This is a genomic window from Pseudoalteromonas rhizosphaerae, from assembly GCF_902498845.1.
Taxonomy (GTDB): Bacteria; Pseudomonadota; Gammaproteobacteria; order Enterobacterales; family Alteromonadaceae; genus Pseudoalteromonas; species Pseudoalteromonas rhizosphaerae.
Genome location: NZ_CABVLM010000007.1, coordinates 163,279 through 178,308, shown reverse-complemented (window position 1 = coordinate 178,308; position 15,030 = coordinate 163,279). Strand labels below are relative to the sequence as shown.

General features: G+C 40.6%; 16 protein-coding genes and 1 pseudogene. 9 read left to right on the top strand and 8 right to left on the bottom strand.

Annotation, left to right across the window (positions count from 1 at the left end; all coding sequences use genetic code 11):
• Nucleotides 1-139 precede the first annotated feature (139 nt).
• Nucleotides 140-1,345: an anhydro-N-acetylmuramic acid kinase gene (locus PSR9079_RS12715; protein WP_149981929.1), complete on the top strand. Its 1,206-nt coding sequence runs from the start codon at nt 140-142 to the stop codon at nt 1,343-1,345.
• Here PSR9079_RS12715 and PSR9079_RS12710 read toward each other — a convergent pair.
• A complete protein-coding gene (locus PSR9079_RS12710) occupies nt 1,342-1,836 on the bottom strand; it encodes a hypothetical protein (RefSeq protein ID WP_149981928.1) in 495 nt (164 codons plus the stop codon). The two genes, PSR9079_RS12715 and PSR9079_RS12710, sit on opposite strands and share 4 nt — an antisense overlap.
• 302 nt (nt 1,837-2,138) lie before the next feature.
• Here PSR9079_RS12710 and PSR9079_RS12705 point away from each other — a divergent pair, with 302 nt between their 5' ends.
• The 4 genes and pseudogenes from PSR9079_RS12705 to PSR9079_RS12690 all read left to right on the top strand — a co-directional run.
• Nucleotides 2,139-2,615, top strand: a complete 477-nt coding sequence (locus tag PSR9079_RS12705; RefSeq protein WP_149981927.1) for a TlpA family protein disulfide reductase — start codon at nt 2,139-2,141, stop codon at nt 2,613-2,615.
• A gap of 4 nt (nt 2,616-2,619) precedes the next feature.
• Nucleotides 2,620-3,084 carry a mechanosensitive ion channel family protein gene (locus PSR9079_RS12700; RefSeq protein ID WP_145239737.1) on the top strand — a complete coding sequence of 155 codons (465 nt, stop codon included), beginning with the start codon at nt 2,620-2,622 and terminating at the stop codon, nt 3,082-3,084.
• A 71-nt stretch (nt 3,085-3,155) separates the two neighbouring features.
• Nucleotides 3,156-3,749: a DUF4202 domain-containing protein gene (locus PSR9079_RS12695; RefSeq protein ID WP_149981926.1), complete on the top strand. Its 594-nt coding sequence runs from the start codon at nt 3,156-3,158 to the stop codon at nt 3,747-3,749.
• Nucleotides 3,750-3,790: 41 nt separating this feature from the next.
• A pseudogene (locus PSR9079_RS12690) lies at nt 3,791-4,195 on the top strand (TFIIB-type zinc ribbon-containing protein); the annotation flags it as partial.
• 279 nt (nt 4,196-4,474) lie between these two features.
• On the opposite strand, the gene PSR9079_RS12680 reads toward PSR9079_RS12690, so the two are convergent.
• Both PSR9079_RS12680 and PSR9079_RS12675 read right to left on the bottom strand, forming a co-directional pair.
• Complete coding sequence (locus tag PSR9079_RS12680; RefSeq protein ID WP_149981924.1) at nt 4,475-4,711, bottom strand: hypothetical protein; 237 nt, start codon at nt 4,709-4,711, stop codon at nt 4,475-4,477.
• 106 nt (nt 4,712-4,817) lie between these two features.
• The gene (locus PSR9079_RS12675; protein WP_149981923.1) at nt 4,818-5,198 is read right to left on the bottom strand and encodes a VOC family protein; all 381 of its coding nucleotides are present in this window, start codon (nt 5,196-5,198) and stop codon (nt 4,818-4,820) included.
• Nucleotides 5,199-5,610: 412 nt separating this feature from the next.
• On the opposite strand from PSR9079_RS12675, the gene PSR9079_RS12670 reads away from it, so the two are divergent.
• The 4 genes from PSR9079_RS12670 to PSR9079_RS12655 are packed head-to-tail and all read left to right on the top strand — an operon-like array spanning nt 5,611 to nt 8,942.
• Nucleotides 5,611-6,684: a hypothetical protein gene (locus PSR9079_RS12670; RefSeq protein ID WP_149981922.1), complete on the top strand. Its 1,074-nt coding sequence runs from the start codon at nt 5,611-5,613 to the stop codon at nt 6,682-6,684.
• A gap of 24 nt (nt 6,685-6,708) precedes the next feature.
• Nucleotides 6,709-7,452, top strand: a complete 744-nt coding sequence (locus PSR9079_RS12665) for a hypothetical protein (protein WP_246175559.1) — start codon at nt 6,709-6,711, stop codon at nt 7,450-7,452.
• Nucleotides 7,439-8,197, top strand: a complete 759-nt coding sequence (locus tag PSR9079_RS12660) for a hypothetical protein (RefSeq protein ID WP_149981921.1) — start codon at nt 7,439-7,441, stop codon at nt 8,195-8,197. The genes PSR9079_RS12665 and PSR9079_RS12660 overlap by 14 nt, the downstream gene beginning before the upstream one ends.
• Entirely contained in the window at nt 8,184-8,942 is a 759-nt protein-coding gene (locus PSR9079_RS12655) for a hypothetical protein (RefSeq protein ID WP_149981920.1), read from the top strand. Before PSR9079_RS12660 ends, PSR9079_RS12655 begins: the two co-directional genes overlap by 14 nt.
• A 164-nt stretch (nt 8,943-9,106) precedes the next feature.
• On the opposite strand, the gene der is transcribed toward PSR9079_RS12655, so the two are convergent.
• From der to ispG, 5 genes are all read right to left on the bottom strand, one after another.
• Nucleotides 9,107-10,573 carry a ribosome biogenesis GTPase Der gene (gene der / locus PSR9079_RS12650; protein ID WP_145239710.1) on the bottom strand — a complete coding sequence of 489 codons (1,467 nt, stop codon included), beginning with the start codon at nt 10,571-10,573 and terminating at the stop codon, nt 9,107-9,109.
• Between the two features lie 92 nt (nt 10,574-10,665).
• A complete protein-coding gene (gene bamB, locus PSR9079_RS12645; RefSeq protein WP_149981919.1) occupies nt 10,666-11,844 on the bottom strand; it encodes an outer membrane protein assembly factor BamB in 1,179 nt (392 codons plus the stop codon).
• A 9-nt stretch (nt 11,845-11,853) separates the two neighbouring features.
• The gene (locus PSR9079_RS12640; protein WP_149981918.1) at nt 11,854-12,474 is read right to left on the bottom strand and encodes a YfgM family protein; all 621 of its coding nucleotides are present in this window, start codon (nt 12,472-12,474) and stop codon (nt 11,854-11,856) included.
• Between the two features lie 16 nt (nt 12,475-12,490).
• Nucleotides 12,491-13,771, bottom strand: coding sequence for a histidine--tRNA ligase (hisS, locus tag PSR9079_RS12635; RefSeq protein WP_145239702.1), 1,281 nt, complete (start codon nt 13,769-13,771; stop codon nt 12,491-12,493).
• A gap of 136 nt (nt 13,772-13,907) precedes the next feature.
• The gene (gene ispG / locus PSR9079_RS12630) at nt 13,908-15,026 is read right to left on the bottom strand and encodes a flavodoxin-dependent (E)-4-hydroxy-3-methylbut-2-enyl-diphosphate synthase (protein WP_145239699.1); all 1,119 of its coding nucleotides are present in this window, start codon (nt 15,024-15,026) and stop codon (nt 13,908-13,910) included.
• Nucleotides 15,027-15,030: the final 4 nt, after the last annotated feature.

The window sequence follows — 15,030 nt, the reverse complement described above, 5'->3', positions numbered from 1 at the left end:
GTGTGTTGGTAAGTTTTAAAGCATTTTTAACGTATTTGCAATAATTATTCTTTCAATGTTTAAAGTTAAGGTATAAAGTATTCTTTAGTTTGAAGTGAATGTACATTCATTAGTATTTTGATTTTTAAGGGTAAAAAGAATGCATCAGCATATATTACAACTGTATAACAGTGCTAAAAAACAACAAAGATTAATAATTGGTCTGATGAGTGGGACTTCATTAGATGGGTTAGATGTTGCATTGTGCAAAGTCTCAGGGCATGGCATGGACACCCAAATTGATGTGTTAGCCTTTGACACCGTTGGTTATGATGATGACTATAAACAGAAAATAAAAACAGTATTTGCCAAGCGCGAATGTGATTTGGAGTTAGTTACTTTACTTCACCCTTGGGTGGGGCAATTACATGGCAAAATGGTATTGCAGTGTTTAGCTAAATGGAAAGTTGCTGCAGCTGATATTGATGTGATTGCAAGTCACGGGCAAACTATTTATCACTGCCCAAAAAGTCAGCATAACCAGAGCGATTTTAATCATGGTACTTTGCAAATAGGTGATAGCGACCATTTAGCGGTTACGACTGGTATTACCACGATTGGCGATTTTAGACAAAAGCACATTGCAGCGGGCGGAGAAGGCGCACCACTTGCGGTATATGGCGACTATTTATTTTTTAGCAGCTTAACTGAAAATCGTATATTACTGAATATGGGTGGCATTGCTAACCTGACTTTTTTACCACAATCTGCTGATGCGAGCGCTGTATTTAGCTCTGATATTGGCCCAGGTAATACCATTATGGACGCTTATATACAGCGTTATTTTGCGCCGCTTCATTATGACAAAGATAGTTTAATTGCCAACCAAGGCCAGATAAATCAGCCGCTGTTGGATGAGTTATGCCAAGATGAATTTTTTAATTTAGACTTTCCTAAGACGACAGGCCCTGAAGTTTTCAATTTGGCTTATTTACACCAAGCACAAACGACAACCAACACCCTACAGCTAAGCCACGAAGATGTGATGGCAACACTAAATCTATTTTCGGCGATGATGATTGCACAGGCTATTAATCAATGCAGTGAAAAATTAGCCGATGTTACAGTTTATGCCAGTGGCGGGGGAATACATAATCCACTGTTGATGAAGCATATTTTATCTTTGTGCCCACAGTTACATGAGATTAAAAATACCCATGCTCTAGGTATCGACCCAGATGCGAAAGAAGCAGTTTTGTTTGCGATTTTAGCGAACGAATGTTTAGCGGGTGGCCAGCAACGTTTTGGTAATCAAGCGCAGGGCATACCCACCATTACTATGGGTAAAGTCAGCTTTGCGGATTAAAATAATGATAAAAATGAACTACTAAAACTTGTCATATATTGGCGCAGTGAATGACTTTTAGAAACTAGAGCCGGCTCGTATTGTGGTATATAACCTGCGCCATATTCCTTGATTGCGACATCAAATTCAGCACTGTCTTTGAGGGTGGCATGTAAACCATGCAACATTAATTGCAGCACATATTCGTCGCTTTCATCACTGAGAGTTATTTTTTCAAGTGTCAGCGTTACCGTACCGGCTTCGATATCGCTCAGACGCAGTGTGTATTGCATAAAGTAACGTGCATCACGCGCTGCTATATGTGTTGCACTTAACGAAATAGTGTCGCCTTCATGCGCATCTTCTGGTAATACACAAAGCAGTGTAATTTCATGCTGCGCGTTTGCATTTAGATGCAGCGTATCGTACTCCATAGTATGTGCCATGGCAGCTGATAGCGGATCTTCAAAAGATTGCAGTGCAAAGTTCAAGCGCACTAAAGGAGTGGTCATTGAGGTCAGTCGTCTTTTCTAGGTTAATTAAATCGAATGGAAATTATCCTATAGTTTAATTGCAGATTTATGACTAATTGAACGTATTTTCATCATTTTTAACTTGGCGTGCTAAAACAATGCAGCAGCAGTTGTTTATAGGTAATATCAAGCTTATAAATTTTATAATAATAAATTTAAAATCCATTTTTAAATGTTTACTTAATAGCAGCAAGATTGGCTGATTTACAAACGGGTAATGGCACTCGCAATAAACTGTTATTTGGGTATAGTCAACTTAATATAAATAGCCGAGAATCATCATGTTTAAACGTATAGCGCTCTTTTTATCAGTATGTTTAGTGCCGCTACTGTCTTTTGCTGTAGATAATAAGCCGTTTGTAGGGCAGATAAGTGCGGCTGATTTACTTAACGATCATCAGCAATTTTCCAATGAATATAATAACTTTGTGCCAACTGTTGCCGATACACAAGCCATGCAAACACTCAAAGGTAAAGATATTTTGGTGTTATTTGGCACTTGGTGTCACGATAGTCAGCGTGAAGTACCACGGTTACTTAAATTACTTGATAGCTCCAAGGTGGCATTGGCCAGCTTAAAGTTGGTCGCTGTCGGTTATGATAAACGCGATCCTGAAGGGATTGCAGCACGCTACCAATTAAAGTATTCACCAACGATTATAGTATTAACAGCAGGCGAAGAGCTTGGGCGGTTAGTTGAAAAACCAAAGGCGTCTATTGCTACCGATTTAAGTCAATTTAATCCAGTAACAGAGTAAAAGTATGAGTGATCAAATTATTGCTGCTATTTTGGTATTTGTTGGCTGTATTGTTTTAAGTTTAGTTTTTCACTTTGCACTGAAGAAGGTTGAACGTCGTTTTGATGGCCATGCCGCGGAATCGTTTCGTTTAATTTCAAACTCACAAAAAGCGATTTTGATTTTTATTGGCACTATATTAGCACTCTCTAAGCTTGATTTTGATGTAACTGGTTTAGTCGCTGGCTTGGGTTTAACAGGGTTTGCGTTAGGGTTTGCGCTTAAAGATGCAATTTCAAATCTCGTTGCAGGGATAATGATTGTGCTTTACCGTCCAATTAAATTAGGCGACAACATCGAGGTCGCCAGCTGTAAAGGTGTCGTGGTCGATTTAAACCTCAGATATATTACTTTACAGACCGATGGCTGTCGTCATTTAGTTCCCAATTCATTGATGCTCAGTAATAAAGTAACAATAAATAACTCGTAATACTTTCAACTAGCTAATTACAAATGAGCTGATTAAAATAGCCTATAAATCTAAGAATGATGACTAAACTAATGTTTGAGCAAGTAATCGCGTTAATTGATGAAGCAAATAGCCAGGATCCTAATCAAGAATACTATGCAGGTAAAGTGTGGCCTAAAGAGCGTTTATATTCAGATCGTATGACGCAGATGTTAAACCGTTTTAAATCTGATGCTGATGAGCTAATGCATATTGCTGTGAGAGCACAGCACATAAAGCGTTGGTGTTCGCCGCGAAGTCACTTTCCAATGGATAAACAAGGCTATCATCAGTGGCGCAGTGCGTTGTATGTTTTTCATGCCAGTACTGTGGTTGAATTAATGCAGCAAGCTGGTTGTTCTGACGTTGATCAGCAACGAGTATATGCAGCGGTTGCGAAAAAACAAATCAAGCGTAATCCTGATAGTCAATTGGTGGAAGATATCGCAAGTTTAGTGTTTATTGAGTATTACATGTTGGCATTTGTACAAACAAAACCAGCCTACGATGAGCAAAAGTGGATTGGGATTTTGCAACGTACGTGGCAAAAAATGTCTACTGAGGCACATGACTTTGTGTTGGCGGGTAATATTACTTTACCAGCGCCGTTAATACCGCTAATTGAAAAGGCGCTTGCACCGAGTTAATATCTCACTGCGATGAGTAATAAAATGCAAAGGAACTGGATATGCGCTGCCCAAGGACAAATATAGAACTCACTAAACTAATGGTCGGGGGGATCGAGGTTTTCTCATCCGCCAATGGTGGGGTATTTTTTGATAATCGCCAGATTTTTAATTTTAGTGATCCATCTTTAAAAAGAGCGCTGGTGCTTGCTGAGCACTTGGCTGCTTTACCTGACACAGACGTTGATTTAACGGCACGAATTAATTGTCCTAAGTGCCCGAGTATCGTGATGATGCGGCGCTTCTTTACACCTCTTCATGTGGTCGAAATTGATGAGTGCCCAAGTTGTGCGGGTATTTGGCTAGATCCAAAAGAACTTAATAAAATTCACGACAATCACTTAACAGCGAAAGAAAAACAATTACTAGTGAACCAGCAAGCCAATAATCATGGTTTTATACCAATCGTGTTAAGTTACTGACCATTTATAGCGACAGATAAATGGAGTGATAACAAGGCGTAAATTTTGACATGTAGTTGTTCTACTTGAAAAAATTATAACGCAGTTAGCGCTTTATTTAGCTCGCTAGAATGGTTAAATATTTAAGTCGATTGGTATTATACATTTTGAAATACCGACTAATCGATTTAGCCAGCGAGGTATTAAGAAAAACCACAACAAAAATACCGAGAGTTTAGTTGAAATCGCTTTAGCTTCGTTTTTGGACTAACTCTGCAGAGCAACTTAGTCTTGATTAAGTTGCTGTTTTACGTTTTGTACTTTCGCTAAAGTTTGCTTATCAACAACCACAGGCAATACCAATTCTATATTTTCTAATGAGGCGATGACTTGTGTTTTCAACTGTGTCTGCTGTTCAATTTGCATAACTTTTAGTGTTTCAGTGGTTTGCAGTTTGATTTGTTCAGTCACTAGCGCTTCAGTTGGGCTTAGTAGCATCAATGTTAGTAGTAATGTATTCATATTAATCTCCTTATTTAAATTACCGCTAAGATAAGGAAAATTGATGACAGTTGCGTGTGGCTTATATTGCTACAAAGTTAAACTTTAATGCTGTTTTGATGAAGGGCTAGGCTTGTATTAAGCATATTAAGGTGCCTTCAATGGCTCGTACGTAGGCATAATATTGAGTTTCTCTATAGCTTGGTGGGCAAAGTGGCTCTGCACCCGCCAATACCGCTCTATCATAGCTTTCGCTGAGCTCACTACAGCTAAAGCGCAGTTCAAAACCAAGCGCTGGCTGTTTTGGGTGAGCACGAATATAGCCTTGTTTAAAATGAGCTTGTGCATAAGGGTGATTTGCAAACGCTATTTTGACGGCACCTGTTGCAAGCTCACCATATTCGGCATTATCACTGATTGATGAGGTACTCAAGCCAAATGCTTGAAAATAAAAGTCTAAGGTTTCTTCAACGTTATCAACGTAGATAACTTGACTGATTAATTCCATTGATGACTCTATTTAAGTTTACATCTTCTAAATAAAGCACAGTTTCCTAAGATTTGCGACATCAGGTAAAACTAAACACTTAAATTGGGTTGTCAATAAAATAGCCATCATTTAGGTTTAATTTGTACCACAGTTGTACTATTTAGTGCTGCTACTATTTATTCACAATCACATATTTTTACCAACAAGTTTAGAATAATAATTGGCTGCATCTTTTAGGTTAATATTCTCGGTAATTAAGCACATGCTTTTAGAATGTACCTAGTATTTTAGGTTGGTTTTTGTTTTGTTTTTTTTGTTTTTATGTGAATGGGTGGTTTTTCATTGTAACATTGATCTATTACTCTGAATTTTAACCGAGTATATTTTTTATTCTTTAATTATAAGGAAATAACAATAAGGTACATTCAGGATGATTGGTTTAAATAATCAATTTCGTGTTAGTTTTATTTTAAAATTAACTTCACTTATTCTTTTAATTACAAGTATCAATTTGGCAGCTGTCACAGTGTCAGATATTGGTGCTATTGACTCTCAAATCAAGCAACTCTCTAGCCAGTCCGATGACGGGCTTAGTCAAATCCCAAGTTTAGTTGAGCAGTTAAACACAGCCGAGACTAGTAATAATACCGAGCGTGAAAAACCGAATCCTAATACAACAGAATTAGATGAAGTATTGGGTGCAATATTAAATAGCAAAATGGGTCTAACAAACCATATTTACGAATATAAATTGTATGATTATCTGCAAAATGAAATGCAGTTACTCGCGGCGGGCACAGATAAAACAGCCATTGTCCATAAAAGTATTAGTTTAAATATTTTGTCAGCAGGCCCGAATGCAGGCGCTGAATCGTTTTTTGTTACCTATTTAAATAGTGATGAAATAGGTGGGCTTAGATTACGTGAAGCGCTGATGTATTTTACTTTACATCCTAACAATGCTGTTAAAGACAGAGCCAGCTTTTTTGCCAGTGAAAAAGGGCACCCTATTTTTAGAGGGCCTGCAAGCTGGGTGTTTGGCAAATTAAGTAACATTGATGATACCGCAGCTATTGAGCAGCTAACTGCTGCACTTAATCAGTCCATTATTGACGATTATGGTTTTGATACGCAGTTACTTACGCTGCTGGGGCTTGCTGAGGTTGCAAATATTAGTTATTTAAAGGCCAACTTTTCTAATGTTGGCCTTGATAAGAGCCTACTCGAACTAGGCGAACGCTACATCAATTTTAAGCGCGCAAGCGGTACAAATAAAAGCCAGCTAATTAGCAATACCTTTAATAAAAGCATGACTCGCTATGAAAGAGATGAAGCGCTTGGTTATATTTTAAAGAACAATAAAGCTGATTTATTAACAGAGTTAGGGCTATTGTTTGATACAGACAACGGACTTGTGTTATCGCCTGAGCTGGCGCAACTTGCCACTATTTATGGCTACCAAATTAATGGCAGTGCCGACAACCCCATTATTAGCGCTAAATAATTATTAAAATAGAAGGTTAATAGTGTGAAAAATTTAGTAATGTACATGAGTGTGCTACTGGCGTGTTTTTTGACAACAAGTTGCACTACGGTATTCGATAAGGCTCATGGCTATCGTGGGCCCATTGTTGTGACGATTGAAACAGAGGATGGCTCAGTGCCAGAATTCCCTTTTTTGATAGAGTCTGTGTACACAGAGTCGTGTGGTCACAGTAGTTGTGGTATTGACTCTGGTTATAGATACTTAAAAACCACGCATGCTAACGAGCCAATTACCTTCCCTCGGGAGCGTTTGGATTTATTACAACCCAATGCCTATGCAACAATTCTTTTTAAGGTTACTCATCCTAATTATCACTACAATGTATTTACGCGAGGCTTTGCGCCCACCGATGCTGATGACCCCATTCATATCACGTTTACCGTTAAGCCGTTTGCTGAACAAATGAATAAAGTAGCTGGGTGGGCGACTGGCCCTAAACAAGACATGCAAAACTTTACACCTGAGAGCAGAGAATATAAAAAAGCAGACATTCGGTATCGCCAAGCGCGCTTTAATTTAGGAGATATGATCACAAGGCACATTACGACGATCAAAACTTTTTACTTACCCCATTTTTCACCAAGTATGCAACAACGCGTAATTGAAAAGTATCAACCGATTTTTAGAGCCTGGTATTACGGCGTACCTGAAACGGATTGTTGGGATATGGTTGACTGTAGAAAGCAAATTTTAAAACCAAGGAAGGCTGAGTATGAAGGATTATAAGCGTAAAACTGCACTGCAATTTTACTGTGTGCTACTGGCGTGTTTTTTGACAACAAGTTGCACTACGGTATTTGATAAAGCGCATGGTTATCGTGGGCCCATTGTTGTGACGATTGAAACAGAGGATGGCTCAGTGCCAGAATTCCCTTTTTTGATAAAGTCGGCCTATTCAGAGTCGTGTGGTCATAGTAGTTGTGGTATTGACTTTGGTTATAAATATTTTAAAACGGCCTATGCTAATGAGCCAATTACCTTCCCACGGGAGCGTTTGGATTTATTACAGCCCAACGCCTATGCATCGATTGAGTTTACTGTTACTCATCCTAATTATCACCACCGCGGATTTCCGCGAGGCTTTGCGCCCACCGATGCTGATGACCCTATTCATGTCACGTTTACCGTTAAGCCGTTTACTGAACAAATGGAAAAAGTAGCTGGCTGGGCCGAGCAAGGCAAAGTGATGATGCAGAACGCGGCACCAGATAGTAATGAGCATTTCAATGGAAAAATGCAGTTTTGGCAAGAGCGCTTTAATTTAGGAAATACGATCACAAGGCACATTACGACGATCAAAACTTTTTACTTACCTCATTTTTCACCAAGTATGCAACTACGGGTTATTGAAAAGTATCAACCGATATTTAGAGCCTGGTATTACGGAGTACCTGAAACGGATTGTTGGAACAAAATGACTTGCCAAGAACATATTTTAAAGCCAAGGGAAGCTGAATATGAAGGACTATAAGCGTAAAACTGCACTGCAATTTTACTGTGTGCTACTGGCGTGTTTTTTGACAACAAGTTGCACTACGGTATTTGATAAAGCGCATGGTTATCGTGGGCCCATTGTTGTGACGATTGAAACAGAGGATGGCTCAGTGCCAGAATTTCCTTTTTTGATAAAGTCGGCCTATTCAGAGTCGTGTGGTCATAGTCGTTGTGGTATTGATTTTGGTTATAAATATTTTAAAACTGCCTATGCTAATGAGCCAATTACCTTCCCACGCGAGCGTTTGGATTTATTACAACCCAATGCCTATGCATCGATTGAGTTTACGGTTACCCATCCTAATTATCACCACCGCGGATTTCCGCGAGGCTTTGGGCCCACCGATGCTGATGACCCTATTCATATCACGTTTACCGTTAAGCCGTTTGCTGAACAAATGAAAAAAGTAGCTGGGTGGGCGACTGGCCCTAAACAAAACATGCAAAACTTTACACCTGATAGCAGAGAATATAAAAAAGCAGACATTCGGTATCGCCAAGCGCGCTTTAATTTGGGGGCGATGATTAAAAGGCACATTACGGTGATCAAAACTATGTACTTACCCCATTTTTCAAAACGTATGCAACAACGGGTAATTGAAAAGTATCAACCGATTTTTAGAGCGTGGTATTACGGTGTACCCGAAACGGATTGTTGGAGTATGGTTAAATGTAGAAAGCAAATTTTAAAGCCAAGGGAAGCTGAATATGAAGGATTATAAGCGTAAAACTGCACTGCTTTTTATGATTATACTTTGTGATAAAAGTTGTTATTTAATTTACACATAAAAAAACCTTGTAAGGGGGTGCCCAACAAGGTTCAATTTTTCAGCTTTCAGCTTTCAGCTTTCAGCTTTCAGCTTTCAGCTTTCAGCTTTCAGCTCTATCATTTATTGCGGTTTTCTTTACTAAATGCGCGGATCTTACGTTTTTGCGAAAGAGTCACTTTATTAGTACGTCCTGCAAATGGGTTATCACCTTCTCTAAATTCGATTTTGATAGGCGTGCCCATAATTTTTAATGCTTTACGATAGTAATTCATTAAGTAGCGTTTATAGCTATCTGGTAAATCATGTACTTGGTTACCGTGAATTACGATACGTGGTGGGTTATAACCCCCCGCATGCGCGTATTTTAGCTTAACACGACGGCCACGAACCAGTGGCGGCTGGTGATCAGCTTGTGCCATATCCATAATACGGCGCAGCATAGCAGTGCTAATACGCTTAGTTGCTGATTCATAAGCTTCGTCAATTGACTCAAACAAATGACCAACACCTGTACCATGTAAAGCTGAGATAAAGTGTAAGCGTGCAAAGTCAATAAAGCCTAAGCGACGGTCAAGCTCCGATTTAATACGATCTTTCACGTAATCATCAAGGCCATCCCATTTATTCACAGCAATAACCAGTGAGCGGCCAGAATTTAAGGCAAAACCAAGTAAGCTTAAATCTTGATCCGAAATGCCAGCGCGGGCATCTACAACCAATAGCACCACGTTACAATCTTCGATTGCTTGGAGGGTTTTGATCACTGAGAACTTCTCAACCACATCACTGACTTTTTTGCGTTTACGTACACCAGCGGTGTCGATCAACACGTATTCTTTTTCGTTACGAGTCATTGGAATATAAATAGAATCGCGGGTTGTGCCCGGCATATCATAAACAATAACGCGTTCTTCACCTAATATACGGTTAGTCAGTGTTGACTTACCTACGTTAGGACGACCGATAATAGCCAGTTTTACTGGCTTATCTGCAAATGCTTCATGCGCTGTAGAATCTTCATCATCTTCAGAATATAAATCTATTAACTCGTCGTCATCGCCTTTACCATCATCATTTTGCGCACTCAGCTCTGCAAGCAAAGGCTGTAAGGTGTGTTCAAGTAACAAGGTAATACCACGGCCATGAGCGGCTGCAATATGGTGTACTTCGCCCAGCGACAATTGGTAGAACTCAGCACAGTTTGAGTCAGCATCAATACCATCAGTTTTATTGGCAACAACAAAGCTTTTCTTTTCTTGTTTACGTAAATGGTTGGCAATAGCTTGATCAGCTACTGTCATACCTACACGTGCATCAACTAAGAATAATACGATGTCGGCTTCTTCAATCGCCAGTAGCGATTGATCAGCCATTTCGATTTCGATGCCTTCTTCAGAGCCATCAATACCGCCCGTGTCTACCACGATAAATTCATAGCCATCGTAATTAGCTTGGCCATATTTTCGATCTCGCGTTAAGCCTGGAAAATCGGCAACGAGTGCATCACGCGTACGTGTTAAACGGTTAAATAATGTGGATTTGCCCACATTGGGTCGCCCAACTAGAGCGATCACGGGAAGCATAAACTACCTCTTAAAAAAACAACAAAAGGCTTCGCATAGCGAAGCCTTAAAAAAATAAATTAACTATTAATAACTTATAGTTATTTAGCAAATTAGTCCGGTATTTTTACCGCACTAACTTCACCATCTCGGGTGTATAAAATCAGTTTGTCGTCAGCAACAATTGGCTCAATAAAAAAGCCTGAACTGTCGAAGTCTTCACGCGATACAAGCTCGCCTGATTCTTTATTTAGCCAATGTAGATTACCTTCTTGGTCACCTATGGCTAAGTAATTTCCTGCTACCGCAGGCCCTGTTAAGTACCAACCACGAAGGGCTGGCTGACTCCAGCGTTCAATGCCAGAGGTTTTATCTAATCCATAAACAACACCATTACTGTCTACTACGTAAATAGTTTGGGTGTCCATGGCAATGTCACGGTAACTGCTGTATTCGCGTTTCCAGACAACATTACCAGAGCGAATATCTACAGCTGCTAAGTTACCATTATAGGCAATAGCATACGCATAAGGACCACTGATCAGAGGTTGTGTATCAACATCAACTAAACGTTCGAATTCTGATGCGCCTTTTGGTGTAGCAATTTCAGCACTCCACGCAGAGTAACCACTGTCAGAGATAAGTACGCTTAACTTGCCTGTTTCAAGGCCAACTAATACACCGCCGTTAGCAACGGTCGGAGAGCTTTGCCCACGTAGTGTTAATGCGGGGACTTCTTGCTCATGGCTCCAACGCTCTTCACCGGTATCTGGGTGAAGGGCTAATAATTTACCTGAGCCTAGGTTAACATATATAAGGCCATCACCGGCAGCTGGTTTTGCTAACACTTCACCGGGTACTTTTTTGCGCCAAACAACATCACCCGTTTCACGGTCAAGGGCAACTAAATAACCATGCTCGGAGCCGATAAAAATTTTACCATAAGCTTGTAAAATACCACCGGATAATTTTGCACTAATGTCGCTTTGCCATGGCCAAAAGGTCAAATTTTCGCGAACATCAGTCTCCCAAAGAGTATTACCGTTTTCAAGCGATAGCGCTTCGACTTTACCAGCACGGTTAGCTACAAAAACACGGTCTTTATATACCGCCGGTGTTAGCCGAGAAAAGTAATGTTCAACACCGTCACCAATGCTTTCTTGCCAAATTACTTTGGTTTCAAACTGATTAACGATTTCAGGCAACACCAGTTCGTCTTCGTCATCGCTTGATGAACAACCGACTAAGGTTGCCATGCATAGCGCTATGGTTGCCGCTGTTAATTTTTTCATGGTAACCCCTTACGCCGTTGGGCTAGTTACTGCTAAGTCATCAAGTTTGATTTGCAATAATGGGTTATTCTCCAGACCGCCCGCATCTGCAGCAGTCTGATAAGCACTGCGAGCTTGATTTGCATCGCCTTGAGCTGTGTATATATCACCTTTAAGCTCAGCGACTGTTGCAGTGAATGAATCTGCAAGTTTAGCGTTAAGCGTTGTTAAAGCTTGGTCGTATTGCTGCTGTGCTATTTGCACGCGAGCTAAACGGGTGGTCGCCGTTGCTTTTAAATCTGCATTGGTAACATTAGTCATTATCCAGCTGAGTTTTTCACTGGCTACATCAAGTTGACCTTTTTCTACGGCTTCTTTAGCAGCAACAAAGGCTGCAAGTGCGCTGTAGTTAGTATCTTTGTGCTCTGCGATAAATGTATCTGCCGAACCTAATACTTCACCACCTTCAACCAGCTGAGTATATGCATCAGAGGCACTTTCAGCAGTTGTAATTTGATTTTGGTTATATGCTTTCCAGCCATACAGGCCACCTAAACCAAGCACTACACCTAGCGCCAGTGATACACCATTTTCACGAAAAAAACGTTTGATCGCTTCAGCTTGTTGTTCTTCTGTTGAATAAATATCCATTACTACCTCGTCTTTTTTAGCTGTTTATTAGCTCAGCTAAAAGCGTTTTAATTTGTTCTAATTCTAAGGTGACCTGTTCTTTACGCTCACGTAAATACTTAACTGTCACTACGCCTTGTTCTAATTCATCTTCGCCGATAATCAGTGCAACGAGTGCATCGCTTTTATCTGCGCGTTTAAGTTGTTTCTTAAAGTTACCGCCACCGGCATGGACCATGATACGTAAGCCAGGTACTTCAGCACGTAATTTAGCTGCGATAATAGGGGCTTGAATGCTGGCTTTGTCACCCATCGCTGCCAAATATACATCAGCGTTGCGACGAATGTCACCAACACATTCCAATGCTTGTAACATTAACACTAAACGTTCCAGACCCATAGCAAAGCCCACAGCTGGCGTTGCTTTGCCACCTAATTGCTCAACTAAGCCATCATAGCGGCCACCTGCACATACAGTACCTTGTGAGCCGAGGCTATCTGTAACCCACTCAAAAACAGTACGGTTATAGTAATCAAGGCCACGAACTAACTTTTCATTAACCGTGTATATGACGCCTGCGGCGTCTAAACGTTCACATAAATTTTCAAAATGTTCTTTTGATTCAGCATCTAAGTGTTCAGACAGTTTTGGTGCATCAACTAAAACCGCTTGTACATCAGGGTTTTTGCTATCTAGCACGCGCAGTGGGTTGCTGTACATACGACGTTTTGAGTCTTCGTCTAGTGCATCAATATGTTGCTCAAGATAAGCCACAAGTGCATCACGGTATTGCGCGCGAGCTTCGTTTGAACCTAAAGAATTAAGCTCTAAACGAACATGTTCGCTGATGCCAAATTGTTGCCATAATTGCGCCGTCAGTAAAATCACTTCAGCGTCAATATCAGCGCTGGCAATACCAAAGGTTTCTAAACCAAATTGGTGAAACTGACGATAGCGACCTTTTTGCGGACGTTCATGACGAAACATTGGGCCCATATACCAAAGGCGTTGCTCTTGGTTATACAGTAAGCCGTTTTGATTACCAGCACGTACACACACAGCAGTACCTTCAGGACGAAGTGTTAAGCTGTCGCCATTATTATCGGCAAAGGTGTACATTTCTTTTTCAACGATATCGGTGACTTCACCAATTGAGCGTTTAAAAAGATCGGTTGATTCTACAATTGGAAAACGAATTTCTTGATAACCGAACGATGCTACTGTCTCGCGTAAGATGTTTTCTACTTTCTGCCAAACTTGGGTATCGCCCGGCAGACAATCGTTCATTCCACGTATTGCCTGAATTTGTTTTGCCACTGCTAAATCCTAAAAACTGTTTTTTGCGTAATAAAAGATGACTACACAACAAGAATGCTAAAAATTGACCCGTCATTATAGCGTTCTAGCTATAAAGGTAAACGGCAAACGGCTTTGTTTGCCGACTATATTGTATTTATTCGACGATTTTGATGTCGATAGGGGTCTGTTTTTCTTTTTGTGCGATAAAGTCGCGTACATAGCCTTCGAGTTGATCAACAATATTGTTGTTATCAATTCGGGCTTTTTGACGTTCGCCATTAATATAAAGGCCAGAGCGGCGATTTGCACCAGCTAAGCCAATATCACTCACTAACGCTTCGCCAGGGCCATTGACCACACAACCAATAACCGATACTGATACCGGTTCGATGATATCTTCCAAACGCTCTTCAAGTTGGTTCATGGTACTAACCACATCAAACTCTTGACGTGAACAGCTCGGACAGGCAATAAAGTTAATCCCGCGAGAGCGAATGCGCAGTGATTTTAAAATATCAAAACCGACTTTGATCTCTTGCACTGGATCAGCCGCCAACGATACTCGCAGCGTATCGCCGATACCTTCGGCAAGTAACATACCTAAGCCTACAGCTGATTTCACTGAGCCTGAACGCATACCGCCTGCTTCTGTGATCCCTAAGTGCAGAGGTTGGTCAATTTCTTTAGCAAGTAAGCGATATGCTCCCACAGCTAAAAACACATCAGAAGCTTTTACTGATATTTTAAATTGATCAAAATCTAAACGGCGCAAAATATTTACATGGCGCATGGCTGATTCAAGTAACGCTTCAGGCGTTGGTTCGCCGTACTTTTCTTGTAAATCACGCTCTAATGAGCCGCCATTAACACCAATACGAATTGGAATGTTGTGCTCACGGGCAGCATCGACTACCGCGCGAATACGCTCTTCACTGCCAATGTTGCCAGGATTAATACGTAAACAATCAACACCATACTTTGCTACTTGCAAAGCAATACGATAATCAAAGTGAATATCTGCAACCAGTGGAATGGTGACTTGTTCTTTTATGCTTCTAAATGCTTCGGCGGCGTCCATAGTCGGCACGGAAACACGCACTATATCGGCGCCGGCATCTTGAATAGCTTGAATTTGTGCAACAGTTGCATCAACATCCATGGTATCGGTGTTGGTCATTGATTGCACGGCAATAGGGGCGCCATCACCGATCGGTACGTTACCCACATTGATGCGGGTAGATTTTCTGCGTTTAATGGGAGATTCTGAAAACATAGTG